The 25,789-nt window shown below is 70.1% G+C and carries 25 protein-coding genes; 8 read left to right on the top strand and 17 right to left on the bottom strand.

Annotated elements, in window-relative coordinates:
* Nucleotides 1-5 precede the first annotated feature (5 nt).
* Entirely contained in the window at nt 6-1,520 is a 1,515-nt protein-coding gene (locus Q0599_RS22385; RefSeq protein ID WP_298834668.1) for a Ni/Fe hydrogenase subunit alpha, read from the top strand.
* Complete coding sequence (locus Q0599_RS22380) at nt 1,517-1,972, top strand: hydrogenase maturation protease (protein WP_298834667.1); 456 nt, start codon at nt 1,517-1,519, stop codon at nt 1,970-1,972. The genes Q0599_RS22385 and Q0599_RS22380 overlap by 4 nt, the downstream gene beginning before the upstream one ends.
* Here the strand turns inward: Q0599_RS22380 and Q0599_RS22375 are convergent.
* A complete protein-coding gene (locus tag Q0599_RS22375) occupies nt 1,917-2,774 on the bottom strand; it encodes a DUF429 domain-containing protein (RefSeq protein ID WP_298834666.1) in 858 nt (285 codons plus the stop codon). The two genes, Q0599_RS22380 and Q0599_RS22375, sit on opposite strands and share 56 nt — an antisense overlap.
* Nucleotides 2,775-2,846: 72 nt before the next feature.
* On the opposite strand from Q0599_RS22375, the gene Q0599_RS22370 reads away from it, so the two are divergent.
* Together Q0599_RS22370 and Q0599_RS22365 are read left to right on the top strand one after the other, a co-directional pair.
* The gene (locus Q0599_RS22370) at nt 2,847-3,914 is read left to right on the top strand and encodes a DUF748 domain-containing protein (RefSeq protein WP_298834665.1); all 1,068 of its coding nucleotides are present in this window, start codon (nt 2,847-2,849) and stop codon (nt 3,912-3,914) included.
* A 12-nt stretch (nt 3,915-3,926) separates the two neighbouring features.
* Entirely contained in the window at nt 3,927-4,991 is a 1,065-nt protein-coding gene (locus tag Q0599_RS22365; RefSeq protein ID WP_298834664.1) for an asparaginase, read from the top strand.
* On the opposite strand, the gene Q0599_RS22360 is transcribed toward Q0599_RS22365, so the two are convergent.
* From Q0599_RS22360 to Q0599_RS22295, 14 genes are all read right to left on the bottom strand, one after another.
* Nucleotides 4,970-5,677: a methyltransferase domain-containing protein gene (locus Q0599_RS22360; RefSeq protein ID WP_298834663.1), complete on the bottom strand. Its 708-nt coding sequence runs from the start codon at nt 5,675-5,677 to the stop codon at nt 4,970-4,972. The two genes, Q0599_RS22365 and Q0599_RS22360, sit on opposite strands and share 22 nt — an antisense overlap.
* Before the next feature lie 74 nt (nt 5,678-5,751).
* Nucleotides 5,752-6,492, bottom strand: coding sequence for a choice-of-anchor D domain-containing protein (locus tag Q0599_RS22355; protein ID WP_298834662.1), 741 nt, complete (start codon nt 6,490-6,492; stop codon nt 5,752-5,754).
* 19 nt (nt 6,493-6,511) lie between these two features.
* Complete coding sequence (locus tag Q0599_RS22350; protein ID WP_298834661.1) at nt 6,512-8,200, bottom strand: ATP-dependent DNA ligase; 1,689 nt, start codon at nt 8,198-8,200, stop codon at nt 6,512-6,514.
* Nucleotides 8,197-9,219, bottom strand: a complete 1,023-nt coding sequence (locus tag Q0599_RS22345; protein WP_298834660.1) for a ligase-associated DNA damage response exonuclease — start codon at nt 9,217-9,219, stop codon at nt 8,197-8,199. The genes Q0599_RS22350 and Q0599_RS22345 overlap by 4 nt, the downstream gene beginning before the upstream one ends.
* 12 nt (nt 9,220-9,231) lie before the next feature.
* Complete coding sequence (gene clsB / locus Q0599_RS22340; protein WP_298834659.1) at nt 9,232-10,443, bottom strand: cardiolipin synthase ClsB; 1,212 nt, start codon at nt 10,441-10,443, stop codon at nt 9,232-9,234.
* The gene (locus Q0599_RS22335) at nt 10,440-11,231 is read right to left on the bottom strand and encodes an endonuclease/exonuclease/phosphatase family protein (protein ID WP_298834658.1); all 792 of its coding nucleotides are present in this window, start codon (nt 11,229-11,231) and stop codon (nt 10,440-10,442) included. Before Q0599_RS22335 ends, clsB begins: the two co-directional genes overlap by 4 nt.
* A complete protein-coding gene (gene nudB / locus Q0599_RS22330; RefSeq protein ID WP_298834657.1) occupies nt 11,204-11,710 on the bottom strand; it encodes a dihydroneopterin triphosphate diphosphatase in 507 nt (168 codons plus the stop codon). Before nudB ends, Q0599_RS22335 begins: the two co-directional genes overlap by 28 nt.
* A gap of 44 nt (nt 11,711-11,754) precedes the next feature.
* Nucleotides 11,755-12,687 (bottom strand): prenyltransferase, encoded by a 933-nt coding sequence (locus tag Q0599_RS22325; protein ID WP_298834776.1) that lies wholly within the window; start codon nt 12,685-12,687, stop codon nt 11,755-11,757.
* A gap of 53 nt (nt 12,688-12,740) precedes the next feature.
* A complete protein-coding gene (aspS, locus tag Q0599_RS22320; protein ID WP_298834656.1) occupies nt 12,741-14,531 on the bottom strand; it encodes an aspartate--tRNA ligase in 1,791 nt (596 codons plus the stop codon).
* 76 nt (nt 14,532-14,607) lie between these two features.
* Nucleotides 14,608-15,252: a DUF502 domain-containing protein gene (locus Q0599_RS22315; protein ID WP_298834655.1), complete on the bottom strand. Its 645-nt coding sequence runs from the start codon at nt 15,250-15,252 to the stop codon at nt 14,608-14,610.
* Nucleotides 15,253-15,273: 21 nt separating this feature from the next.
* Nucleotides 15,274-15,597 carry an FmdB family zinc ribbon protein gene (locus Q0599_RS22310; protein ID WP_298834654.1) on the bottom strand — a complete coding sequence of 108 codons (324 nt, stop codon included), beginning with the start codon at nt 15,595-15,597 and terminating at the stop codon, nt 15,274-15,276.
* Nucleotides 15,598-15,688: 91 nt separating this feature from the next.
* Nucleotides 15,689-17,185, bottom strand: coding sequence for a sodium:solute symporter family protein (locus tag Q0599_RS22305; protein WP_298834653.1), 1,497 nt, complete (start codon nt 17,183-17,185; stop codon nt 15,689-15,691).
* 59 nt (nt 17,186-17,244) lie between these two features.
* Nucleotides 17,245-18,792: a ubiquinone biosynthesis regulatory protein kinase UbiB gene (ubiB, locus tag Q0599_RS22300; RefSeq protein ID WP_298834652.1), complete on the bottom strand. Its 1,548-nt coding sequence runs from the start codon at nt 18,790-18,792 to the stop codon at nt 17,245-17,247.
* Nucleotides 18,789-19,343 carry a hypothetical protein gene (locus Q0599_RS22295; RefSeq protein ID WP_298834651.1) on the bottom strand — a complete coding sequence of 185 codons (555 nt, stop codon included), beginning with the start codon at nt 19,341-19,343 and terminating at the stop codon, nt 18,789-18,791. The genes ubiB and Q0599_RS22295 overlap by 4 nt, the downstream gene beginning before the upstream one ends.
* A gap of 98 nt (nt 19,344-19,441) precedes the next feature.
* On the opposite strand from Q0599_RS22295, the gene galE reads away from it, so the two are divergent.
* From galE to Q0599_RS22275, 4 genes are all read left to right on the top strand, one after another.
* Nucleotides 19,442-20,467 (top strand): UDP-glucose 4-epimerase GalE, encoded by a 1,026-nt coding sequence (gene galE / locus Q0599_RS22290; protein WP_298834650.1) that lies wholly within the window; start codon nt 19,442-19,444, stop codon nt 20,465-20,467.
* Between the two features lie 19 nt (nt 20,468-20,486).
* A complete protein-coding gene (locus tag Q0599_RS22285; RefSeq protein WP_298834649.1) occupies nt 20,487-21,938 on the top strand; it encodes a mannose-1-phosphate guanylyltransferase/mannose-6-phosphate isomerase in 1,452 nt (483 codons plus the stop codon).
* 122 nt (nt 21,939-22,060) lie between these two features.
* Nucleotides 22,061-23,068: an NAD-dependent epimerase gene (locus Q0599_RS22280; RefSeq protein WP_298834648.1), complete on the top strand. Its 1,008-nt coding sequence runs from the start codon at nt 22,061-22,063 to the stop codon at nt 23,066-23,068.
* Between the two features lie 19 nt (nt 23,069-23,087).
* The gene (locus Q0599_RS22275) at nt 23,088-24,368 is read left to right on the top strand and encodes a nucleotide sugar dehydrogenase (RefSeq protein ID WP_298834647.1); all 1,281 of its coding nucleotides are present in this window, start codon (nt 23,088-23,090) and stop codon (nt 24,366-24,368) included.
* A gap of 13 nt (nt 24,369-24,381) precedes the next feature.
* Here the strand turns inward: Q0599_RS22275 and Q0599_RS22270 are convergent, their stop codons facing one another.
* Entirely contained in the window at nt 24,382-25,059 is a 678-nt protein-coding gene (locus Q0599_RS22270) for a TIM44-like domain-containing protein (protein ID WP_298834646.1), read from the bottom strand.
* Nucleotides 25,053-25,784 (bottom strand): bifunctional demethylmenaquinone methyltransferase/2-methoxy-6-polyprenyl-1,4-benzoquinol methylase UbiE, encoded by a 732-nt coding sequence (ubiE, locus tag Q0599_RS22265; protein WP_298834645.1) that lies wholly within the window; start codon nt 25,782-25,784, stop codon nt 25,053-25,055. Before ubiE ends, Q0599_RS22270 begins: the two co-directional genes overlap by 7 nt.
* Between the last annotated feature and the right edge of the window lie 5 nt (nt 25,785-25,789).

The following is a 25,789-nucleotide window of genomic DNA, read 5'->3' as shown; positions in this document are numbered from 1 at the left end:
GCGCCATGAGCTTCGATCTCGAGTCCGCCGCGCAACCGCAGGGACTGCGCCGCGTCGCCATCGATCCGGTGTCGCGCGTCGAAGGCCACGGCAAGGTGACGCTGCTGCTCGACGAGGCCCACCGCGTGCAGCAGGTGCGGCTGCACATCGTCGAGTTCCGCGGCTTCGAGAAGTTCATCGAGGGCCGGCCCTACTGGGAGGTGCCGGTGATGGTGCAGCGGCTGTGCGGCATCTGCCCGGTGTCGCACCACCTCGCCGCGAGCAAGGCGATGGACCGCGTGATCGGCGCCCACCCGGTGCCGCCCTCGGCCGAGAAGATCCGCCGGCTGATGCACTACGGCCAGGTGCTGCAGTCGCATGCACTGCACTTCTTCCACCTCAGCTCGCCCGACCTGCTGTTCGGCTTCGATTCCGAGGTGCAGAAGCGCAACATCGTCGGCGTGATCGAGGCGCATCCGGACATCGCGAAGAAGGGCGTGATGCTGCGCAAGTTCGGCCAGGAGGTGATCCGCGTCACCGCCGGCAAGCGCGTGCACGGCACCGGCTCCGTGCCCGGCGGCATGAACAAGCACGTGAGCCGCGAGGACCGCGAGCTGCTGCTGCGCGACATGGCGCAGATCCTCGACTGGGCGCAGGACGCGGTGACGATCGCCAAGCGGCTGCACGCCGGCAACCGCGAGCTCTACGACGGCTTCGGCAGCTTCCGCTCCAACATGCTCTCGCTGGTGCGCCGCGACGGCGCGATGGACCTCTACGACGGCGTGCTGCGCGCGCGCGACGCGAACGGCGCCGTGCTCGTCGACGGTGCCAGCGACCAGGACTACCGCGGGCTCATCGAGGAAGAGGTGCGGCCCTGGACCTACATGAAGTTCCCGCACCTGCGCTCGCTCGGCCGCGAGGCGGGCTGGTACCGCGTCGGGCCGCTGGCGCGCGTGCAGAACTGCGACTTCATCCCCACGCCGCGGGCCGAGGCGCAGCGGCAGGAGTTCCTCGCCTGGGGCCAGGGCGCTCCGGTGCACGCCACGCTGGCCTACCACTGGGCGCGCATGATCGAGCTGCTGCACTGCGCCGAGGTGATCGCGCAACTCCTCGACGACCCGGACATCCTCGCCGGCGAGCTGATGAGCGGCGGCGTGCGCACCGGCGAGGGCGTGGGCATCATCGAGGCGCCGCGCGGCACGCTGGTCCACCACTACCACGTCGGCGACGACGACCTCGTCACGCTGTGCAACCTGATCGTCTCGACGACGCACAACAACCAGGCGATGAACGAGGCGGTGCGGGCGGTGGCACGGCAGTACCTCGACGGCCGAGAGATCACCGAGGGACTGCTCAACCGCATCGAGGTGGCGATCCGCGCCTACGACCCCTGCCTGTCCTGCGCTACCCATGCCCTCGGCCGCATGCCGCTGGACGTGACGCTGCTCGATGCCGACGGAACCGTGGTCGACCACGTGCTGAAGTCGCACGACGGCTCGCTGCAGCGTGCGCTGCAGGCTCCGGTCGGCCTGCACGGATGACCGCCCCGCTGCTGGTGTTCGGCTGGGGCAACGCCAGCCGTGGCGACGACGCACTCGGGCCGCTGTTCGTCGAACGGCTGCGCGAGCGGCTGGGCGAGGCGGCCGACCAACATGTCCAGTGCCTCGACGACTACCAGCTGCAGGTCGAGCATGCGCTCGACCTCGTCGGCCGGCAGCGCGTGCTGTTCGTCGACGCCAGCCTGTCCTGCCCGCCCCCCTTCGAGGCCACACCGCTGCAGCCGAGGCGCGACCCGAGCTTCAGCAGTCACGCCATGTCACCGCACGCGGTGCTGCAGGTCTACCTGGAGCTGCACGGCCAGGCGCCGCCGCCGGCCACGCTGCTGGCCATCCGCGGCGAGCGCTTCGAACTCGGCGAGCCGCCGGGCGCCGCGGCGCTCAGTCACCTGGAGGCGGCGCTGGACTGGGCGCTGGACTGGGCGCGGGTGCGCTGACGATCCAGCCCTCCAATGGGTCGGCATCCGGCGGCAGGCCGTAGCCCGGCTGCAGGCTCGCCCACGCCGCCTGCATCAGGCACAGCACAGCGTCGAGCCGATCGCCCGAGGCGTCGGCGGTGAGGTCATCGCGCTGTGCATGCGAGAGCCGCAGTCGCAGCCCGAGCCGCGAGCGCCCCTGTTCCAGTGCCTCGAGCAGATCCTTGCGGGCGATCAGACGCTGCGGCGTCTGCTTCGCCCTCTCGTCGCTCTTGTAGGAGCGCCGGCCGATCAGCTCGCGCGCCAGCAGACCCGGGTAGGCCTCCAGCGCGACGCGCGCGCTGTCGCCCGCGTGCAGCCCCGGCAGGTGCACACCGGCGTCGACGAGCATCGGCACGCCGGCGTGCAGCATGAAGGCCACCGGCGGGTTCACCCACTTCATCGAGGGCGACGATCCGGCGGGCAGGTCGCAGGCACGGTGGGCGAACTTGCCGCCGGCCGGCCGCGCCTTGCAGAAGGCGGCGAAGGTGGCGCGGATCTGCTCGCGCGACATCGCGGCGTAATGGCGCATCAGCGGCAGCCACTCGCGCGGCCAGCCCAGCGTCAGCACCAGCTCGCGAGGCAGGCCGAAGGGGAAGTCGAAAGCGCCCAGCCAGGGCCCGGGCGCCCGCAGCCAGGCCGCGAAACCGTCGAACCCCGCGTGCCCTTCGAGGCGGTGCAGGCGCACGCCCTGGCCGTCGAGCGTGCCGAGCGCCACGGTGATCGGCTTGCGCCGTGTCGGCCGGCTCGTGAAGTCGATGCCTGCCAGGGTCGGGTGCTGCATCGGCGCACGCTATCACGTGCCGGCGGCCTCCCTGCGCCTGCATCGGCAGACCAGCAGGCGACAATCGGGGCCGTGAACCGTCAGCGACTTCTCGTGCTCGCCGCCTTCATCGCCGTGCTCCTGCTGGCCGTCGTGCTCGGCCTGCGCAGTGCCGCCAGCCGGCTCGAGGCCGGCCTGCGCGAGGCGCTCGGCCCGCGCGCGAGCATCGCAGCGGTGCGCCTGGGTTTCACCGGCGTCGAGGTGACCGACCTGCGCATCCGCGGCGCACCGGGCAGCTGGCCGGCTGCCGACGAGCTGATCGCGAAGCGCGTCAGCCTGCGGCCGGCCCTGTCCAGCCTGTGGTCGCCCGGCTGGCACATCGCGCGCATCGAGGTCGAGGACGGCTACCTCTCGCTGCTGCGCACGCGCCAGGGCAGACTGCGCGTGCTGCCGGCGCTGCTCGACAAGCCCAGGCCGGCCGACGGCACGCCCCGCCCGGCGCCACGAGTGCATATCGCCGAGGTGGTGCTGCGCGACGTGGCGATCGACTTCCACGACGCCAGCGTGCGATCGGGGATGCACAAGCTGCGCTTCGAGTCGCTGCACGCCGACGTGGGGCCGCTGGATCTGCCGGCCTTCGACAGCCCGACCGAGATCGATCTGCAGGCCGTGCTGAAGGGCCCGCAGCGCAACGGCCGCATCGCCATCCAGGGCGAGTTCACCATCGCCACGCTCGATGCGAGGCTCAAGGCGGCGGTGCACGCGGTCGACCTCGTCGCCCTGCAGCCCTACCTGCTGAAGGTGAACGAGGCTGGCGTGAAGCGCGGCACGCTGGACCTGAGCCTGGACGCCCGCGTGAAGGCGAAGCAGTTGCACGCCCCCGGGCACGTCACGCTGACCGGGCTGGAGCTGGCCAGCAGCGGCGGCCTGCTTTCCACCTTCGGCGGCGTGCCGCGGCAGGCGGTGCTGGCGGCGATGCAGCGCGACGGCCGCATCGAAGTCGGCTTCACGCTCGAAGGCCGCATCGACGACCCCGCGTTCTCGATCAACGACAACCTCGCCACCAAGCTCGCCGGGGGACTGGCCGAGGTGCTGGGCGTGAGCCTGGGCGGCGTGGTCGAGGGCGTGGGCAGCGTGATCAAGGGCCTGCTCGGGCGCTGACTCGGCAAGGCGATGGGTCACCACCCGATCCTGGTGGAGTTGCTGCGCGGCACCACCCTCGAGTCCATGCACCGCGGCGCGCTGGCGGTGGTGGATGCCGAGGGCGCCGTGTTCGCTGCCATCGGCGACATCGCGCGGCCGGTGTTTCCCCGCTCGGCGGTGAAACTGCTGCAGGCACTGCCGCTGGTGGCCAGCGGCGCCGCCGAGGCGCTGGCGCTGAGTGACGAGGAACTGGCCTTGGCCTGCGCCTCGCACACCGGCGAGCCGGCGCACGTGCGCACCGCGGCCGGCATGCTCGCCAAGGCGGGGCTGGACGGCGCGGCGCTGGAGTGCGGCACGCACTGGCCCAGACTGGACGTGGCCGCCCGCGAGCTGGCGGCGCGCGGCGAGCGGCCGACGGCGCTGCACAACAACTGCTCGGGCAAGCACGCCGGCTTCCTCTGCCTGGCCTGCCACCGCCATGGCCGCGCAGGCCTGCGCGGCTTCGCACGCGGCTATGTCGAGCCGGAGCATGCGCTGATGCGCGAGATCACTGCGGCGCTGCAGGCGGCCACCGGCTGCGACCTCGCCGCGGCGCCCCGAGGCACCGACGGCTGCTCGATCCCCACCTTCGCCATCCCGCTGCGCCAGCTCGCGCTGGCCTTTGCACGGGTGGCCACCGGCCACGGCCTGTCGCCGGACCATGCGCGCGCGGCGCGGCGGCTGCGCCAGGCGGCGGCGCGCGCGCCCTTCATGCTGGGCGGCAGCGGCCGCTTCGACACCCGGGTCATGCAGGCGCTCGGCGAGCGTGTCTTCTGCAAGGTCGGCGCCGAGGGCGTGTACTGCGCCGCCCTGCCCGAGCAGGGCCTGGGCGTGGCGATCAAGGTCGACGACGGCAACACCGCGCGCGCTGCCGAGGTGGTGATGGCGGCGGTGATCGAGGCGCTGCTGCCGCTGGCCGGCGAGCCGGCGACGCTGCTGCGTTCCCTCGGCGATGCGACCCTGCGCAACTGGAACGGCCGCGAGGTCGGCCGCCTGCGGGCCAGCAGCTGGCTGCGCCGGACGCTGGACGGGGCTCAGGGTGCAGGCGCAGCATAGACCAGCAGGCGGCCCTTGTAGGCTGGCGCTCCGCCGCCGTCGGCCGGCCGGTCGAGCCGCTCCTCGAGCAGCGCGAAGCCGGCCGCCGCCATGCGGCGGCTGAAGGCGCTGCGGTTGCCGCGGTCCGGGTCGACGATCCAGACCTGTGCCCCCGGCGCCGCATGCCGGACGACGGTGGCGGCCAGCGCGCCGGACTCGTCCCGCTCGTAGAGCAGGTCGCTGCCGACGATGAGGTCGAAGCGGCCTTGGAGATCGGCAGCGGCCGGCACGCCAGCGCGTGCGGGCGCCGCTGCCAGGCCGCCCCAGTGGCCATGCCGGTACTTCATCGGCGCCAGCGCGTTCAGGCGCAGGTTCTCGGCCAGGAAGCACTGTGCCAGCGGATGGCAGTCGCTTGCGGTGACGTCGGCGCCGCGCCGGTGCGCGACCAGGCTGGCCAGCGCCAGGCCGCAGCCGAGTTCGAGGATGCGCTCGGCGGCGCGCACCGGCCGCCGCGCGAGGCGCGCCGCGAGTTCGGCGCCCGATGGCCACAGCAGGCCGAACAGCGGCCACGCAGCTGACGAGATGCCGAGCCGGCCGGCATCGCCGCTGGGGTCGCTGAACTGCTGGCGGTCGAGCAGCGAGCGGATGACGAGGACGTCGACGCCGGCGACGGCGATCTGTTCTTGCTTGGTCAGGTAGCCGGGCACGTCGCGGATCGAAACCCGCGTGAAGGGCCTCGGACAGGAGGAAGGCGCCGAGTATGAGGCCTGGCGCTCGCCCTTCAGCTGCCCGTGCCGGTCAGGTTCAGCACCAGCCCGCCGTAGTCGGCGCCGTAGGCGTCGTTGACGATCAACGGCGTGGGCACCGAGAGACCTCTCTCGGTCGGCGCGAAGACCACGCTGATGTTGCAGCTGGAGTCCACCGCCAGCGTGTCCGGGCAGTCGTCGCTGACGCTCCAGCCGCTGCCTGTGGGACCGACGACGGAGATGGCATCGTCGGCGTTGCCGATGTTGCGCACCGCGTAAATCAGCGTCCGCGTCTGCCCGACGGAAACGCTGCCGAAGCTACCGTCGGGCGTGCCGACGAAGGCCAGCACGCCGCTGGGGGGATCGAGCTCGGTGACGGCGCCGCCGCTCAGCGGCAGCGCCACCGTCGCGGCATTGCTCGTCACGCGCAGCTCGCCGGTCAGCGTGCCGGCGGCCGTCGGCAGGTAGTAGACGGAGAGGAAGCATTCCTCGCCCTCCTCCAGCGTGCCCGGGCAGTTGTGGCTGAGCGTGAGGCCGGCGCCGCTGACGGTGGGTACGATGTCCTCCAGCGGCTTGACCTTCGGCAAGCCGGAGTCGCTGTTGCGCAGCCGGAAATCCAGCCGCTTGCGCGTGCCCACCAGCGTGCTCGCGTAGTCCGTGCCGGGCGTGCTGACGGCGTCGAGTCGCGGTTTCGGATCGCTTTCCTCGAGGCTGCCGCAGCCGGCGAACATGGCGCACATCGCGATGGCGGCGCCAATCCTTGTCTTGCACTTCATCCTTCGTCCTCCGCGCGGCTCATTGTGCGCTCAGCAGGGCTTCGAGCGCCTGCAGGGTGTCGGCCTCGTGCAGAGGCTTGTCGCCGCGCAGGCGCAGCATGCGCGGGAAGCGCACCGCGATGCCGCTCTTGTGCCGCGCACTGCGTTGGATGCCCTCGAAGCCGAGCTCGAAGACCAGCGAAGGCCGCACGCTGCGCACCGGGCCGAACTTATCGACCGTGGTCCGGCGGATCACGCGGTCGACCTGCTGGAACTCGGCATCGCTCAGGCCCGAGTAGGCCTTGGCGAAGGTGACCAGTTGCAGCGCTCCGGGCGGCGCCGGCTCGCGGCGCTCGATGGCGTCGAGCGCGGTCCGCGCCTCTTCGGCGTCGCGCGGCGCACGGTTCCACACGGCGAAGGTGTAGTCGGTGTAGACGCTGGCGCGGCGGCCATGGCCGGCCTGCGCGTAGACGAGCACGGCATCCACCGACAGCGGCTCGATCTTCCACTTCCACCAGGTGCCGCCGCTCTTCGTGCGGCCGCTGCCGTAGCGCGCCTCGCGGTGCTTGAGCATGAAGCCCTCGACACCGCGGGCGCGCGACTGCTGGCGCCGCGCGGCGAGGGCAGGCCAGTCCTCGCCCGCCAGGATCGGCGAGAGCTGCAGCGGCGTGCCTTGCAGCGCCTCTTCCAGCAGCGCACGGCGCTGGTCCTGCGGCCGCTCGCGACGGTCCTCGCCCTGCCATTCGAGCAGATCGTAGGCAACGAAGCTCACCGGCGCATCGGCGAGCACGCGCCGGTTCAGCGTCTTGCGCCCGATGCGCTGCTGCAGCAGGTTGAACGCCGCGGGCCGGCCGTCCTTCCAGACGACGATCTCGCCGTCGAGCACCGTGCCATCGGGCAGCTGCGCCGTCGCATCGGCCAGCTCGGGAAAGCGCTCGGTGACCAGCTCCTCGCCGCGTGACCAGATCCAGCTCTGGCCGACACGGCGCACGATCTGCGCGCGGATGCCGTCGTACTTCCACTCGACGCGCCAGTCGCCGGCCGGACCGAGCCTCGTCTCGAACTCGGTCAGCGGGATGTCCAGCGCGTGGGCGAGGAAGAAGGGATAGGGCTGCCCGGCGTCGGATCGGCCCGCGTCCGCCGGCGCGACGAGCGCCGCGAAGGCCGCAGCATCGGGCCGCGCGTTGGCATCGGTGTAGCCCATCATGCGCTGCGCGATCCGCTTGGCGTCCAGGCCGGCATGGGCGGCGAGCGCGCGCTGCACCAGCTGCCTGCTGACGCCGACACGGAAGCCGCCGCCGATCAGCTTGACCAGCAGGAAGCGTCCGCGCGCGTCGAGCTCGTTCCACCAGGCGGCGATGCGCGCGGCCTGGTCGTCGGATTCGGCGCCGCGCAGCGGCAGCAGGCGTTCCTGCAGCCACTGCGCGAGGCCGAGGTCGCTGCGCGAGCCCGCCGGCGGCAGCACGTGGGCGATGGTCTCGGCCAGGTCGCCCACCGCCTGGTGGCACTCGTCGAACAGCCAGTCGGGGATGGCCGCGCATTGCGCCGCCAGCGTGCGCAGGGAGGCGGTGCGCACCAGCTGGCGCGGCCGGCCGCCGGCAAGGAAGTACACCGCCCAGGCGGCATCGGCCGGCGCCGCTTCGGCGAAGTAGCGCTGCAGCGCCTCCAGCTTGGTCGTCGTGGACGTGCTTGCGTCGAGCTCGTCGAACAACTGCGCGAAGCGGTTCACGCGACCGCCTCCGCCCGCGCCGCATCGTCCTCGCTGCCGTACTCGGTGCGGAAGGAACTGGCCTGCAGCCCCTGCTCTGCCAGCCAGCGCACCATCACCGCCTCGTAGCCGTGCGTGACGATCACGCGCGACGCGCCGGTGGCCGCGACGGCACGCTGCAGCCCCGGCCAGTCGGCATGATCCGAGAGCACGAAGCCGCGGTCCACGCCCTGTCGCCGTCGCGCGCCGCGCAGTTGCATCCAGCCGCTGGCGAAGGCATCCGCGCAGTCGACGAAGCGCTTCAGCCAAGCCGAGCCTTGCACCGCCGGCGGAGCGATCACCAGCGCGCGCTGCAGCATGCCCTGGTCGGTCACCTCGGTGGCCAGGGTCGTCGCCGGCAGCGCCACGCCGGCAGCACGGTAGGCGTCGTTGAGCGGCTCCACCGCCCCGTGCACGAGGATTGGCCCGATGCTCGCGTCCACGCCGGCAAGGATGCGCTGCGCCTTGCCGAAGCTGTAGGCCATCAGCAGGCTGGTGCGGCCCTGCGCGGCGTTGGCGCGCCACCAGTCATCGATGGCAGCGAACACCTCGCGCTGTGCCGCCCAGCGGTAGACCGGCAGGCCGAAGGTCGACTCGGTGATGAAGCAGTCGCAGCGAACCGGCTCGAAGGGCGCGCAAGTGCGGTTGTCGTCGCCCGCACCGCTGACGAAATAGTCGCCCGAGGCCACCCAGACCCTGCCGCCCTGTTCGAGCCGCACTTGCGCCGAGCCGAGCACATGGCCGGCCGGGTGCAGGCTGATGCGCACGCCGCGGTGCTCGACGATCTCGCCGTAGGCCAGCGGCTGCAGCGTGATGTCGCCCAGCCGCGCACGCAGCACGCCTTCGGCGGCCGCGGTGGCCAGGTAGTGGCCATGGCCGCGCCGCGCATGGTCGGCATGGGCGTGGGTGATGACGGCGCGCTCGACCGGGCGCCACGCGTCGATGTAGAAGTCGCCGGCCGGACAGTAGAGGCCCTCGGGGCGCTGCACGACGAGGTCCACGAGGCGCCCCGATCAGTAGCGCTTGCCGGCGACCATGATCATCAGCCGCATCATCGCGTAGGCAACCCAGTTCATCGCCCGCGTCGCCAGCGAACGGCGCGCATGCGAGTCGGGCTCGACGCGCCGCCCCTGATGGGCGATGGCATGGTGCAGGTGGGTCATGAGCTCGGCGGCAAAGGCGTCGTCGCGCACGAACACGTTGGCCTCGCGTGCGAGCAGCAGGCTGAACGGATCGAGATTGGACGAGCCCACCGTGGACAGGGCGCCTTGCCGCGCATCCATCACCGCCACCTTGGCATGCAGGAAGCTCGCCTCGTACTCGAAGATCTCGATGCCGGCCTCCAGCATCGGGCCGTACGCCGCGCGGCTGGCGTGGTACTGCATGAAGTACTCGTAGCGGCCCTGCAGCAGCAGGGTGATCTTCACGCCGCGGCGCGCCGCCCGCAGCAAGGCGCGCTGCAACTTCACGCCCGGCACGAAGTAGGCGTTGGCGATGACGATCTCCCGCCGGGCCTGCGCGATCGCCAGCCGGTAGGTGCTCTCGATGCGACGGCGGAAGCGGAAGTTGTCTCGCAGCACCAGCGATGCGGTCGAGCCGGGCTGCAGGCGGCTGATGTGCGGCGCCTCCTCGACACCGGCGCGAGCGGCCGCTCGCACCGCCTCCAGCGCGCCCTCGAGATCGCGCGGGCGTGCGACCTGCAGCCGCCACCACAGGCGCGTCATGGTGTCGTGCATGTCGGCCACCAGCGGCCCGAGCACGCGTACGGCGAAGTCCAGGCGCGGCTCGGCGAGTTCGCCGTGATTGGGGTCGTAGTGGTCGTCGAGCAGGTTGATGCCACCGCAGAATGCGACCGCCGCGTCCACCACGCACAGCTTGCGGTGCAGGCGCCGCCAGTGGCGCGGCACGATCAACCGCCAGCCGCGCACCGGCCCGAACACGCGCCACCGCACCCCGGCGCTGTGCCAGCGCTGCTTCCATTCGGCGGGCAGGTCGGGCGTGCCGATGCCGTCGACGACCACGCGCACCGTCACCCCGCGCCGGGCGGCACGCTCCAGCGCCTCGGCCACCCTCAGCGGAGAGCGGTTGAAGTCGAAGATGTAGGTCTCGAGCAGCACCTCGCTGCGCGCTGCGTCGATCGCCTCGATCATGGCTGGGAACAGTTCGACGCCGCCCTTGAGCAGCGCCAGCTCATGCTCGGCGCGCGGCGTGTCGCGGCTCTTCATGCCGGCACGAGTTCGGCCACCAGGGGCAGGTGATCGGACATGCGCGCCCAGGCCGTGCCGCGCGGCACCGAGGTCGACAGGCAGCGCAACCCGCGGGTATAGATGCGGTCGAGCGAGAACACCGGCACACGCGAGGGGAAGGTGTTCTGTCGCGCGGCGCCGGCGCCCTCCGCCGCCGCGCGCTGCAGGCCGCTCTCGCGCATCGGCGCATCGAGCCTCTCGCCCCAGTCGTTGAAGTCGCCGGCAACGACGAGCAACTCGTCGTGCGGCACGTTGGCCTCGATGAAGGCGGCCAGCCGATCGACCTGGCGCACCCGGCTGGCGTGCATCAGGCCCAGGTGGGCGACCACGGCGTGCAGCGTCATCCCGTTCCAGTGCACCGGCACGTGCAGCAGGCCACGCTGCTCGAAGCGGTGGTCGCTGACGTCGTGGTGGCCGATGTCACCCAGCGGCCAGCGCGACAGCAGCGCGTTGCCGTGCTCGCCATGGCGGGTGACCGCGTTGGTGCGGTAGGCCACCTCGTAGCCCTCGGGGGCGAGGAACTCCGCCTGACCCTCGCGCGGCCAGCCGAACCAGGTGCGCTCGAAGCGACGCGCCTCGCGATGGTGGAAACTGCGCACCTCCTGCAGGAACACCAGGTCGGCGTCCAGCGCCTCGATGCCCAGGCCGAGGTTGTGGATCTCCAGCCGCCTGCGCGGTCCGACGCCGCGCACGCCCTTGTGGATGTTGTAGGTCGCCACGCGCAGCGTGTCGCCGTGGCTCAGCGTCGAGGGAGGGGCGTGTCGCATGGCGTGAAACGGGGCAGTTGCAGGATGGCCTCGGCGTTGCTGAACGAGAAGCAGGCGTCGGCCGCCTCGCGCCAGGGCAGCCAGCGCCAGGCCAGGTGCTCGCGCGGCGCCAGCGTGATCGGCGTGTCGCGCGGCACGGTCAGGCCGAACACGTGCTCGGTGTTGTGCGTGACGCCCGGCGCGTAACGGTGGCGCCAGACCGGGAAGATCTCGTAGACGTTGCGCAGGCCCCAGTCGACCAGCGCCGTGCGCGGCACCGCTGGCGTGCCGATGCGGATGCCGGTCTCCTCGGCGACCTCGCGGATGGCCGTCGCGTCGAACGGCTCGTCGACCTGGTCCTTCGCGCCGGTGACGCTTTGCCAGGCGCCGGGCTTGTCGGCGCGCTCGATGAGCAGCACCTCGCAGCCGGGCGTGTGGATGATCACCAGCACCGACTCGGGGATCTTGTGCGTCGTGGGGGCCGCGCGCGTGGACGACATGGATGCGAGCATAGCCAAGCCGTCCCCGCGCCGGCGCGCCGGGCTCAGCGCAGCCACAGCACCGCCCCGAACGCGGCAGCGAGCAGCGCGCCGTGCAGCAGCGCCGCGGCCAGCGTCAGCACGATGGCCGGACGCATGCGATGCGGCGCGCGGGCGTGGCGCGCCAGCAGCACCGTCGCGCCCAGCGACGCCGGCGCACTCAGCAGCGCCCACCAAGCCTGCGTCGGCAGCCAGCCCGCCCACCACCAGGCGAGCACCCAGCCGTGGGCCAGCGCCGCCAGCGCCGCGTACACGAGAACGGCCGCCGACGGGCCGAGGCGCACGACCAGCGTGCGCTTGCCCGCCGCCGCATCCGCCGAACGGTCGGGAAACTCGTTGACGAGCAGGACCGTCGCCACCAGCAGCGCATAGCTGACGCCGGCGATCGCTGCCATGTCGTGCAGGCGCTGGCGCTGCACGTAGTCTGCGCCCAGCACGACCAGCCACCAGGCCGCGGCCACCGCGATCTCGCCGGCACCGCGCGACATCAGCGCGACGCGCGGGCTGGAATAGGCCCAGCCGATGACTCCGCCGGCCAGGCCGATGATCAGCAGTCCCGGTCCGCTTAGCGCGGCCAGCACGATGCCGCCCCCCATCGCCAGCAGCGCCAGCCAGCCGGCCCACTCGCGCATGCGCGCAGCGTTGAGCACGCCGTCCTGGATCAGCCGCGAGCCGCCGGAGAACGGCGACACGCGGTCGTGGTTGAGGGCGTCGGAGCCCAGGCCGTCATCGGCCCAGTCGTTGTAGACGTTGGCCGCCGCATGGGCCAGCAGCGCCAGCACGATCGTGGCGGCTGCGGCCTCCGGCCGTGCGCCGGAGCCGCAGGCCAGCGCGACCACGATGCCCAACACGCAGGCCATCGCGGTCACGGACAAGAAGCCAGGGCGCGTGGCGCGCAGGTGATGCCGGATGGTCGCGAACTGCACAAGGGCGAGCATCACCGCCGCGCTCGGCCCTCGGCTTGACGACGGTCAGCCGCCCGCCGTGTCGCTCAGGCGGCCGGCGTCGGGTTGCGCAGGCGGATGTGCAGTTCGCGCAGCTGCCGCTCGTCGACCTCGCTGGGCGCGTTGGTCAGCAGACACTGCGCGCGCTGCGTCTTCGGGAAGGCGATCACGTCGCGCAGACTCTCGGCGCCGGTCATCAGCATGACGAAGCGGTCCAGGCCGATGGCGATGCCGCCGTGCGGCGGCGCGCCGTACTTCAGCGCGTCGAGCAGGAAGCCGAACTTGAGCTGTGCCTCCTCGGCGCCGATCTTCAGCGCGCGGAACACCTTGCTCTGCACCTCCTCGCGGTGGATACGCACCGAGCCGCCGCCGAGTTCGATGCCGTTGAGCACCACGTCGTAGGCCTTGGCGATGCAGGCCCCCGGATTGCTCTCGAGCCAGTCCTCGTGGCCGTCCTTCGGGCTGGTGAACGGGTGGTGCACCGCGTTCCAGCGCTGCGCCTCGTCGTCGTGCTCGAACATCGGGAAGTCGACCACCCACAGCGGCTCCCACTGCCCCTGCATCAGGCCGCGCGCGCGGCCGAACTCGCTGTGGCCGACCTTGACGCGCAGCGCGCCGATCGCATCGTTGACGATCTTCGCCTTGTCGGCGCCGAAGAAGATCAGGTCGCCACTGGCCGCGCCGGTGCGTGCCAGGATCTGCTCGATCGCCCGGTCATGCAGGTTCTTCACGATCGGCGACTGCAGGCCCTCGCGGCCCTTGGCCACGTCGTTGACCTTGATCCAGGCCAGCCCCTTGGCGCCGTAGATCTTCACGAACTCGGTGTAGGCGTCGATCTCGCCACGGCTCATCTCGCCGCCGCCGGGAATGCGCAGCGCGACGACGCGGCCGTCGGCGGCGTTGGCCGGGCCGGAGAAGACCTTGAAGTCGACGTCCTTCATGACGTCGGTCAGCTCCGTGAACTCGAGCTTGACGCGCAGGTCGGGCTTGTCCGAACCGTACAGACGCATCGCGTCGGCGTACTTCATCACCGGGAAAGCCGGCAGCTTGACGCCGATGGCGTGCTCGAACGTGCTGCGGATCATGCCCTCGAACATCGTGCGGATCTCCTCCTCGGTGAGGAAGGAGGTCTCGATGTCGATCTGCGTGAACTCGGGCTGGCGGTCGGCGCGCAGGTCCTCGTCGCGGAAGCACTTGGTGATCTGGTAGTAGCGGTCGAAACCCGCCACCATCAGCAGCTGCTTGAACAGCTGCGGGCTCTGCGGCAGCGCGAAGAACATGCCGTCGTGCACGCGGCTGGGCACGAGGTAGTCGCGCGCGCCTTCCGGCGTGCTCTTGGTGAGCATCGGTGTCTCGATGTCGATGAAGCCGTTGGCGTCGAGAAACTTGCGCACCTCCATCGCCACGCGGTAGCGCAGCATCAGGTTGCGCTGCATCGGCGGGCGACGCAGGTCGAGCACGCGGTGCGTCAGGCGCGTGGTCTCGGAGAGGTTCTCCTCGTCGAGCTGGAACGGCGGCGTGACCGACGCGTTGAGCACCTCGATCTCGTGACACAGCACCTCGACCTTGCCGCTGGTGATGTTGGCGTTCGTGGTGCCGGCCGGCCGCTCGCGCACCTTGCCGACGATCTTCAGGCAGAACTCGTTGCGCACATGCTCGGCGACCTTGAACATGTCGGGACGGTCCGGGTCGCAGACCACCTGCACCAGGCCCTCGCGGTCGCGCAGGTCGACGAAGATCACGCCGCCGTGGTCGCGGCGGCGATGCGCCCAGCCCATCAGCGTGACAGTCTGGCCGAGCAGGGCCTCGCTGACGAGGCCGCAATACGTGGTTCTCATGGGTTCACTCCGGGATCGGTTCGGGGGCGATGGGGACACGTGGGGCGAAGGGGCGCTGCGCGGCGGCAGCGCCCCCTCAATTTCGCACCGCGCCTGCGGCGGCGGCCGGCAGCGGCGGCGCCACCACGCCCATCGAGATGACGTACTTGAGCGCTTCGTCGACGCTCATGGCGAGCTCGATCACGTCGCGCCGCGGCACCATCAGGAAGAAGCCCGAGGTGGGGTTGGGCGTGGTCGGCACATAGACGCTGAGGTAGTCGCCGACGAGGTGCTGCGCCGCTTCGCCGCCGGGCCGGCCGGTGACGAAGGCGATCGTCCACGCACCTTCGCGCGGGTACTGCACCAGCACCGCTTCGCGGAAGGCATTGCCGCTGCTGGAGAACAGCGTGTCGGAGACCTGCTTGATCGAGTTGTAGATCGACTTGACGATCGGGATGCGGTTGAGCAGGCGCCCGCCCTGGCGCAGCCACCACTGGCCGACCATGTTGGTGGCGAACATGCCGGTCAGCAGCAGGCCGCAGAGCATTACCACCACGCCCAGGCCGGGAATGTGGCGCAGCGCCTCCAGCGGCGCGGTGGCCGCCTGCGGCAGCACCGCCTGCGAAGCGCTGAGCAACCAGCCGAACACGCCGTCCATCAGGCCCAGCACGGAGTGCAGCAGCCAGATGGTGATGGCCATCGGCAGCCAGACCAGCAGGCCGGCGATGAGGTACTTCTTCACGGCGGTTCCGGCGCGGCCTGCTCAGTGGCAGGCGCAGGAGGCACCGCAGCCGCCGGCGGCGCCGCCCGCGTCCGACGAACTCGTCGACGACGGGCTGCTGCCGGCCGCCGGCGCGCTGGCCGGCGCTGCGGCGTCGGCCGGCTTGTCCGAGCCAGCGCCGCCGCCACTCTTGAAATCGGTGACGTACCAGCCCGAGCCCTTGAGCTGGAAGCCGGCAGCGGTGAGTTGCTTCTGGAAGCTCTCGGCACCACAGGCCGGGCAGGTGCTCAGCACCGGATCGGAGATCTTCTGCAGCACGTCTTTCGCGTGGCCGCAGGCCGCGCAGCGGTAGGCGTAGATCGGCATGGCTAAATCCTTGATGCAGAAAGGAAAACCTGGAATTATAAAGGCGCGGCGCCGGACCCGCCGGCGCCGCGCCCGTTGGGGACGCACGGGCTCAGTGCTGCGTGCTGTGGCGGCGCTCGTGGTGCGCGTGGCTGGCGGCCTGCTGCAGCGTGTGCTCGATCGAGTGGCCGTGGTGCGCCAGCACCTGCGGCGCCAGCGAGCCGATGACCATGAAGATCGCCGAGGCGAACAGGCCGACCAGGTTGGCCGGGATCATCGCCTCCGGCGCGAGCATGGTGGCGCCGAGCCAGAAGCCGACGCCGAAGACGATCGCCGCCAGCGCCCCCTGCGTGGTCGCCTTCTTCCAGTAGGCACCGGCCAGCAGCGGCACGAAGGCGCCGACCAGCGTCACGTTGTAGGCGTTCTGCACCATTTCGTACATCGTGCTCGTGCTGTTCACCGCGAACACCAGCGCCGCGGCGCAGAAGGTGACGAGGATGATGCGCAGCGTGAGCAGGAACTGCCGGTCACCCATGTTCGGCACGAAGGGGCGCAGCACGTTCTCGGTGAAGATCGCGGTGGGCGCCAGCAGCGCGCCGCTGGCAGTGGACAGGATGGCCGAGAGCAGTGCGCCGAAGAACAGCGCCTGCGTCCACAGCGGCATCTTGCCGAGCACGAGGTCGGGCAGGATGCGCTGGATCTGGCGCGCATCGTCCGAGTCGAACAGTTCCTTCAGGCCCGGATCGGTCACCAGCGCGGCGTAGCCGATGAAGATGGGCACGAACGCGAAGCAGAAGTAGACCAGGCCGCCGATGATCGTGCCGCGCACCGCGGTCTTCTCGTTCCTCGCGCTGGTCATGCGCTGGAACACGTCCTGCTGCGGGATCGAGCCGAAGGCGAAGGCGAAGAAGGCGCCGGCCATCGCCCAGTACGCCGCGCCGTCCATCTCGGCGGGGAACATGACGAGCTTGCCCTCGGCCGCCGCCTGGGCGACCACCTTGCCGGCACCGCCGGCCATGTCGCTGACGACGTAGGCCACCAGCGACAGGCCGAGGATGATGATGACCGTCTGGAACAGGTCGGTGAAGGCGACCGACCACATGCCGCCGAAGATGGTGTAGACGAGCACGATGCCCGCGCCGATGAGGATGGCGGTGTTCAGTTCGACCGCTCCGCCGGAGAGCACGTGGATGACCAGGCCCAGCGCCGTCATCTGCGCCGAGGTCCAGCCCAGGTAGCTGGCGGTGATCGCCACGCTGGTCAGCACTTCCACCGACTTGCCGTAGCGGTGCTTGTAGAAGTCGCCGATCGTCAGCAGGTTCATCCTGTAGAACAGCTTGGCGAACAGCAGCGCGGCGAACACCAGGCAGATCGAGGCGCCGAAGGGATCCCCGGGGATGCCGTTCAGGCCATCCTTGGCGAAGGTGGCCGAAACCGCCAGCACCGTCTCGGCGCCGAACCACGTGGCGAACACCGTGGCCACGTTCATGTACAGCGGCAGGCTGCGGCCGGCGACGAGGTAGTCCTTGGCGTTGTGCACCCGCCGCGCGGCGATCAGGCCGATCGTGATGGTGACGGCCATGTAGATGACGACGAAGGTGATCAGCACGGCAGATTCCTCGCAGGCAGGAAGTGGGGCAAAAAACTGGCGCGGAGTTTACCCGCGGGTCAGGCCATGCGTAGCAAGACGAGGGCCACGATCGCGCCGGCCGCGAGTCCGGTCGCCAGCCACAGCAGCCAGCGCAGCGACCGGTTGAGCCGCCGCTGCTCCTCGACCAGCAGCTCGAGCACACGCGTGTCCGGCCCCGGCTGCTGCTGCAGCGCCTGATGGATCAGCCGCGGCAGTTCGGGCAGCAGCTGCACGTAGCGCGGTGCCTCGTTCTTCAGCCGCTCGGCGAAGCCGCGCCAGCCGATCTGCTCGTTCATCCAGCGCTCGAGGAATGGCTTGGCGGTGTTCCAGAGGTCGAGGTCCGGATCGAGCTGCCGGCCGAGACCCTCGACGTTGAGCAGCGTCTTCTGCAGCAGCACCAGCTGCGGCTGGATCTCGACGTTGAAGCGCCGCGAGGTCTGGAACAGGCGCAGCAGCACCTGACCGAGCGAGATGTCCTTCAGGGGTCGGTCGAAGTGCGGCTCGCACACCGCACGGATCGCACCTTCCAGTGCGTCGACGCGCGTTTCCGGCGGCACCCAGCCGCTCTCGACGTGCAGTTCCGCCACCCGCTTGTAGTCGCGACGGAAGAAGGCGATGAAGTTCTGCGCCAGATACTCCTTGTCGAACTCGGTGAGCGTGCCGACGATGCCGAAGTCGAGCGCGATGTAGCGACCGAAGGTCTCCGGCGCGACGCTGACCTGGATGTTTCCCGGGTGCATGTCGGCGTGGAAGAAACCGTCGCGGAACACCTGGGTGAAGAAGATCGTCACGCCGTCGCGCGCCAGCTTCGGGATGTCCACGCCGGCTTCGCGCAGGCGGTCGACCTGGCTGATCGGCAGGCCCTTCATGCGCTCCATCACGATGACGTTCTGGGTGCACAGATCCCAGATCATTTCGGGCACCATGACCAGGCGAAGCCCCTCCATGTTGCGGCGCAGCTGGGCCGCGTTGGAGGCTTCGCGCACCAGGTCGAGCTCGTCGTGCAGGTAGTTGTCGAACTCGGCCACGACCTCGCGCGGCTTGAGACGCTTGCCGTCGACCGACAGCCGCTCCACCCACACCGCCAGCGTGCGCATCAGCGCGAGGTCGTCGTCGATGACCTCGAGCATGCCAGGACGCAGCACCTTCACTGCAACCTCGCGGCCGTCCTTCAGCACGGCCAAGTGGACCTGCGCGATCGAGGCACTGGCCACCGGCTCGGCGTCGAAGCTGGCGAAGATGGCGTCGATCGGGCGCCCGAAGGCCTTCTCCACCAGGGCACGCGACTGCGCCGCCGGGAAAGGCGGCACGCGGTCCTGCAGCTTGGCGAGTTCCTCGGCATAGTCCGGCGGCAGCAGGTCGCGCCGCGTCGACAGCACCTGGCCGAACTTGACGAAGATCGGCCCCAGGCGCTCGAGCCCGAGGCGCAGGCGCACGCCGCGAGGCGCATCGAGCCGGCGTCCGATCGTCAGCACGCGCACCAGTGCCCGCACCCAACGCTGCCGAAAGCTGGACAGCGCCAGCTCGTCCAGCCCGTAGCGCAGAACCGTGACGCAGATGAAGATCAGCCGGCCGACGTGCCTCATCGCGGCTTGGGCCCGGCCGCGTCGTCAACCGCGCCGCGCAGGCGCGAGGCGATGCTGCCGATGCTGCGCACGGCCTCGCGCAGCGCCGCCGCCAGGCTGGTGCCGAAGCGCGACAGCTCATGCGCCGGCGCGTCGCCGATCAGCCGGGCCAGATCGTCCTCGAGGTCCCAGTGCAGGTTGTCGAACAGCCAGTTGACGTCGGTGGCGAACTGCGCATCGCCAGCCACCTCGATGCGCGGCTTGTCGCCGGCCAGCGTGCGCACCAGGGCCAGCGCCGGGTTGGAGGCGTCGACCGAGACGCGCAGGTCGGGCGAATCGGGCAGGTTCTCGCCGCACCACTCGAGCAGGCCGGCCGGCGTGACACGCAGCGCCAGCGGCGGCAGCACCGGCAGCAGCGCCGGCCAGCCGTCGAGATGCAGCACCAGGCTGCGGCCGGTGTGCGCACGCAGACGCTGCGCAGCCACCGGCTCACTGGCGATGACGTGGTTGGCGAGTAGGATCGTGCGCTCGATCACCGCCTGTGAGGCGAGCGCTTGCAAGCTGTGCAGCATTCACGGATTGTAGGCACGACGCCACAGTTACCCCCAATGTCGAGGGCCGTCGGAGCGGCCGCGCCGCGCCAGAATCGGTCGGCCCCGAATCGATGAGCATGCCCCCCACCATCCTCCTCACCGGCGCCACCGGTTACATCGCCTCACACACCTGGCTCGCATTGCAGGCGGCGGGCCTGCGCGTGATCGGTGTCGATGACTTCTCGAACAGCTCGCCAGAGGTCCTGCATCGGCTCGCTCGACTCTCCGGCCAGCGTCCCGAGTTCGAGCGCGCCGACGTCTGCGACGAGGCCGTGCTGGAGGCGCTGTTCGAGCGCGAGAGCATCGACGCGGTGGTGCACTTCGCGGCCTACAAGGCGGTGGGCGAGAGCACCGCGAAGCCACTGGCCTACTACCGCAACAACCTCGGCAGCCTGATCGCCCTGGCGCTCACCATGCAGCGCCACGGATGCAGGCGCCTCGTCTTCAGCTCCAGCGCCACCGTGTACGGCGATCCGCAGCGACTGCCCATCACCGAGGACGCGCCGCTGGCGGCGACCAATCCCTACGGCGCCACCAAGCTGATGGGCGAGACCATCCTGCGCGATCTCGAGCGTTCCGAGCCGGGTTGGGCCATCGCGCTGCTGCGCTACTTCAACCCGGTGGGCGCGCACGAGAGCGGCCTGATCGGCGAGGCGCCGCAAGGCACGCCGAACAATCTCATGCCCTACCTGACCCAGGTCGCGGTGGGCCAGCGGGACAAGCTGCGCGTGTTCGGCAACGACTACGACACGCCCGACGGCACCGGCGTGCGCGACTACATCCACGTGCTCGACCTTGCCGAGGGCCATGCCGCCGCCCTGCAGCACCTGCTCGGCGGCGGCGACTCGTTCACCGTGAACCTGGGCACGGGTCGCGGCCACAGCGTGCTGGAGGTGGTGAAGGCGTTCGAACGTGCCAGCGGCCGCATCATCCCCTACGAGATCGTGCCGCGCCGGCCCGGCGACGTGGCCGCCTGCTATGCCGACCCGACCCGCGCACAGCAGCTGCTCGGCTGGCGCGCGCGGCACGGCCTCGATGCAATGTGCGCCGACAGCTGGCGCTGGCAATCCTTGAACCCGAACGGTTTCGCGCCGATGCGATGACCCCTGGACGGACCCGACCATGAAGCACATCGATCTCCAACCCGTCGTGATGGCCGGTGGCAGCGGCACGCGCCTGTGGCCGCTGTCACGCGCGCAGTACCCGAAGCAGTTCCTCGTGCTGAACGACAACCGCAGCCTCTTTCAGCAGGCGGCGCAGCGCCTGGCAGGGCTGGCCGCGTCCGACATCGCCGTGGCACCGTTGTGCGTGGTCGGCAACGAGGAGCACCGTTTCCTCGTGCTGGAGCAGTTGCGCGAACTCGGCGACTCGGGTGCCACGCTGCTGCTCGAGCCGATGGGACGCAACACCGCACCAGCCATGACGCTCGCCGCGCTGCACGCGATGCAGGCCGGCCGCGACCCGGTGCTGGTGGTCACGCCGGCGGACCAGACCGTCGTCGACGAGCCGGCCTTCACCACCGCGCTGCAGCGGGCCGCGCGCTTGGCGAGCGAGGGCCCGATCGTCATCCTCGGCGTGCAGCCCGACCGGCCGGAGACCGGCTACGGTTACATCAACGCTTCCGGCAACGAGACCTCGGGCATGCGCGTCGAGCGCTTCGTCGAGAAGCCGGACCTGGCGACTGCGCAGCGCTACCTGGCCGACGGCCACTACTTCTGGAACAGCGGCATGTTCGTCGTGCGCGCCTCCGTCTGGATGGCCGCCATCGAGCGCTTCCGCGGCGACATCGCCGCCGCGACGCGCCTGGCGTGGGAAGAGCGGCAGACCGACGCCGCCTTCGTGAGACCGGGCCGCGAGCAATTCGCTGCCATACCATCCGAGTCGATCGACTATGCGGTGATGGAGCCGGTGTCGGCGGCGCCTGGCAGCTTCTCGCTGCGCATGGTGCCGCTGGCAGCGGGCTGGAACGACCTCGGCGCCTGGGAAGCGGTCTGGCAGGTCAGCCCCAAGGACGAGGCCGGCAACGCCACACGCGGCGACACCTTGCTGCGCGACAGCCGCAACACGCTGGTCCACGCCACCAGCCGGCTGGTCGGCGTGGTCGGCATGGACAACGTCGTCGTGATCGAGACGCCCGACGCGGTGCTGGTGGCCGAGCGCAGCCGCAGCCAGGAAGTCAAGCAGATCGTCGCCGAGCTCGACCGCGCCGGTCGCAGCGAGCAGACGCTGCACCGTCAAGTGCACCGGCCCTGGGGCTGGTACGACAGCATCGACGCAGGCGGCCGCTTCCAGGTCAAGCGCATCATGGTCAAGCCGGGCGCTGCGCTGAGCCTGCAGATGCACCACCACCGCGCCGAACACTGGATCGTCGTCAGCGGCACGGCCGAGGTCACCTGCGGCGAGCGCAAGATCCTGCTGTCGGAGAACCAGAGCACGTACATTCCGCTGGGCGAGAAGCACCGGCTGGCCAACCCCGGCAAGGTGCCGCTGGAGATCATCGAAGTGCAGTCGGGCAGCTACCTGGGCGAGGACGACATCGTTCGCTTCGAGGACACCTACGGCCGGGCAAAGTAGAGGCGTCACGCCGCGCATGCCCCTGAACGGGCGGGTGCGGCGAGCGGCGTCGTTCATCGACAATCCACGTTCACCCGGGCGTCTGCCGCCCCTCGCTGCGCGAAAGCCAACCCTCAGACACCATGAAAGTCCTGGTCACCGGCGCCGCCGGCTTCATCGGCAAGCACGTTTCCCAGATCCTGCTCGGTCGAGGCGACCGCGTCGTCGGGTTGGACAATCTGAACGACTACTACGACCCGCAGCTCAAGCTGGACCGCCTCGCGCACCTCACGCCGCATGCTGACTTCCGCTTCGTCAAGCTCGACGTGGCCGACCGCGAAGGCATGGCGAAGCTGTTCGCCGACGAGAAGTTCGACCGCGTCGTGCACCTCGCCGCGCAGGCCGGGGTGCGCTACTCGCTGGTCAACCCGCATGCCTACATCGACAGCAACGTCGTCGGCTTCACCAACGTTCTTGAAGGCTGCCGGCATCACGGCGTGCAACACCTGGTGTACGCGTCCAGCTCCAGCGTCTACGGCGGCAACACCGCGATGCCGTTCTCGGAGCACCACAACATCGACCATCCGGTCAGCCTGTACGCCGCCACCAAGAAGGCCAACGAGCTGATGGCGCACACCTACAGCCACCTGTTCCGGCTGCCCACCACCGGCCTGCGCTTCTTCACGGTCTACGGCCCCTGGGGCCGACCGGACATGGCGCTGTTCCTGTTCACCAAGGCGATCCTCGCGGGCGAGCCGATCAAGGTCTTCAACCACGGCAGGATGGTGCGCGACTTCACCTACATCGACGACATCGCGCAGGGCGTCGTGCGGGTGCTGGACCGGCCGGCCACGGTGGACCCGTCGTTCGACGCGGACCTGCCCGACCCGGCGCGCAGCAACGCACCCTACCGCGTGTTCAACATCGGCAACAACGATCCGGTACGCCTGATGGAGTTCATCGAGGCGATCGAGGCATCGCTCGGCAGGACGGCGCTGAAGGAGTACCTGCCGCTGCAGGACGGCGACGTGCCCGCCACCTCGGCCGACGTGTCCGAACTGGAGGCGTGGACCGGCTTCCGGCCGGCCACGCCGGTGCGGGAAGGCGTCGACCGCTTCGTGCAGTGGTATCGCGACTATTTCAAAGCTTGAGATCAGAGGGACACAACGCATGACCACCATCGCAGTCATCGGCCTGGGCTACGTGGGCCTGCCGCTCGCCGTCGAGTTCGGCAAGAAGTACCGCACGCTCGGCTTCGACCTCTCCGCCGAGAAGGTCGCCGCCTACGGCCGCCACGTCGACCCGACCGGCGAAGTGAGCGGCGACGACCTGAAGGCGGCGACGATGCTGACCTGCAGCACCGACCCGAAGGTGATCGGCGAGGCCGATTTCATCGTCGTGGCCGTGCCGACGCCGGTCGACGATGCGCACCAGCCGGACTTCACGCCGCTGGTGAAATCCTCCGAGAGCGTCGGCAAGCACCTCAAGAAGGGCGCGATCATCGTCTACGAGTCGACGGTCTACCCCGGCGCCACCGAGGAGGTCTGCATCCCCATCATCGAGAAGCACTCGGGCCTGAAGTGGAAGGAAGGCTTCTTCGTCGGCTACAGCCCGGAGCGCATCAATCCCGGCGACAAGGAGCGCACGGTCACGAAGATCACCAAGGTGGTGTCCGGCGACACGCCCGAGACACTGCGCAAGGTGTCCGAGGTCTACGGCTCGGTGATCACGGCCGGCGTTTATCCGGCGAGCTCGATCAAGGTGGCGGAGGCCGCCAAGGTGATCGAGAACACCCAGCGCGACCTCAACATCGCACTGATGAACGAGCTGTCGGTGATCTTCCATCGCATCGGCATCGACACGGTGGAGGTGCTCAAGGCTGCCGGCACCAAGTGGAACTTCCTGCCCTTCCGGCCCGGCCTGGTGGGTGGCCACTGCATCGGCGTCGACCCGTACTACCTGACGCACAAGGCCGAGAAGCTGGGCTACAACCCCCAGGTCATCCTGGCCGGCCGTCGCATCAACGACAGCATGGGCAAGTTCGTCGCGGAGCAGACCGTCAAGCAGATGATCGCCGCCGACCTGCCGGTCAAGGGAGCCGATGTCATCGTGCTGGGCATGACCTTCAAGGAGAACTGCCCGGACCTGCGCAACAGCAAGGTGATCGACGTGGTCAAGGAACTGAAGAGCTTCGGGGCCAAGGTGCATGTCCACGACCCGATCGCCGATTCGTCCGAGTGCGAGCACGAGTACGGCATCACGCTGACACCCTGGGACGATCTGCCGCGCGCCTGCGCCATCGTCGCGGCCGTGGCTCACAAGGAATTCGCCGAGATGGGCCTGGCGAAGATCGCCGGGAAGGCCGTCGACAAGGCGGTGTTCGTCGACGTGAAGTCCGCCTACGAGCCGGCTCAGCTGGCGGCGCTCGGCCTGCACGGCTGGAGGCTCTGAGCCCCGCGCCGATTCAGAGCAGCGCCTGCTGCCGCGCCAGCCGCCAGTCGCCATCTTGCGGCTGCTTGGCCAGCATCCACACCTCGCGGAAGGGCATGGCGCCACGATCGGCGGACTCGCGGACCACGCCGCTGAACTCGATGCTGGCGAGCTCGAGCGGCCCCACCGCCTCGTGCGAGATCAAATGCGCCTCGAGAGAGAGCACATCGGTGCGGTTCGGCATCGGGCCGCGCGCCGGCAGTTCGGCGACGATCTCGTCGAACATGCTCTCGGTGGTGAGCTGCCGCAGCGCATCCAGGTCGGCCGCGTCCCAGGCAGCCTGCAGGCGCAGGAACTGCTCGCGCGCCGCACCGAGCAGGGCGCGTTCGTCCTCGGTACGCACGGCGCGCGCCAGCATCGGCCGCGAGGGGCGTCCGACCAACTTCGGGAGGCCGGCTCCCTGCGCGCGCAACTGCGTGGCTGCGCCCAGCAGCAGCAGGAGCAGCACCGACAGGCCCAGCGCCGTCGCCGCGTTCGCCGGCGAAGCACCCAGCGACGCCAGCAACGCAAGCAAGGCTCCGGCCAGCCCCATCGAGGTGCTCAGCGCCGTCATCGCGGCGGCCGAAGCATCGTGCGGCAGCAGCGCCAGCACGATGGACAACACCGGCGCGCTACCCGCCATCAGCCCCGGCCCTGCGCTGCGTCTCAGCACTTGATCCCCACGTGCAGCGCCACCACGCCGGCGCTGAGGTTGTGCACGTCCACGTGGGCGAAGCCGGCGCTCTTCATCATCGCCTTCAATTCAGCCTGCCCCGGGTGCATGCGGATCGACTCGGCCAGATAGCGGTAGCTGTCGGCGTCGCCCGCCACCCACTGCCCGATGCGCGGCAGCACGTTGAACGAATACCAGTCGTAGGCCTTCGCCAGCGGCGGGGCAATCTTGGAAAACTCCAGCACCAGCAGCCGGCCGCCAGGGCGCAGCACGCGGTTCATCTCGGCCAGGGCAAGGTCCTTGTGCGTCATGTTGCGCAGCCCGAAGGCCACGCTCACGAGGTCGAAGCTGCCGGTGCCGAAGGGCAGCCTCTCGGCGTCGCAGATCACCGTGGGCAGCACGATGCCCTCGTCGATCAGTCGGTCGCGGCCGCGACGCAGCATCGCCTCGTTGATGTCGGTGTGCACCACCGTGCCGCCGGCGCCGACCTTGCGCGCGAACGCGCGCGCCAGGTCGCCCGTGCCGCCGGCGAGGTCGAGCACACGGTCGCCTTCGCGCAGGTTGGCCACCGCCACCGTGTAGGACTTCCAGACGCGGTGCAAGCCCATCGACATCAGGTCGTTCATCACGTCGTACTTCGACGCGACCGAATCGAACACGCTGCGCACGCGCGCAGCCTTCTGCGTCTCGTCGACGGTCTCGAATCCGAAGTGGGTCTCGCTCATCGCCG

It is taken from the genome of uncultured Piscinibacter sp., from assembly GCF_937952055.1.
In the GTDB taxonomy this organism is placed as follows: domain Bacteria; phylum Pseudomonadota; class Gammaproteobacteria; order Burkholderiales; family Burkholderiaceae_C; genus Piscinibacter.
The sequence above is the reverse complement of the archived record's forward strand: the minus strand, read 5'-3'. Positions and strand labels throughout refer to the sequence as shown.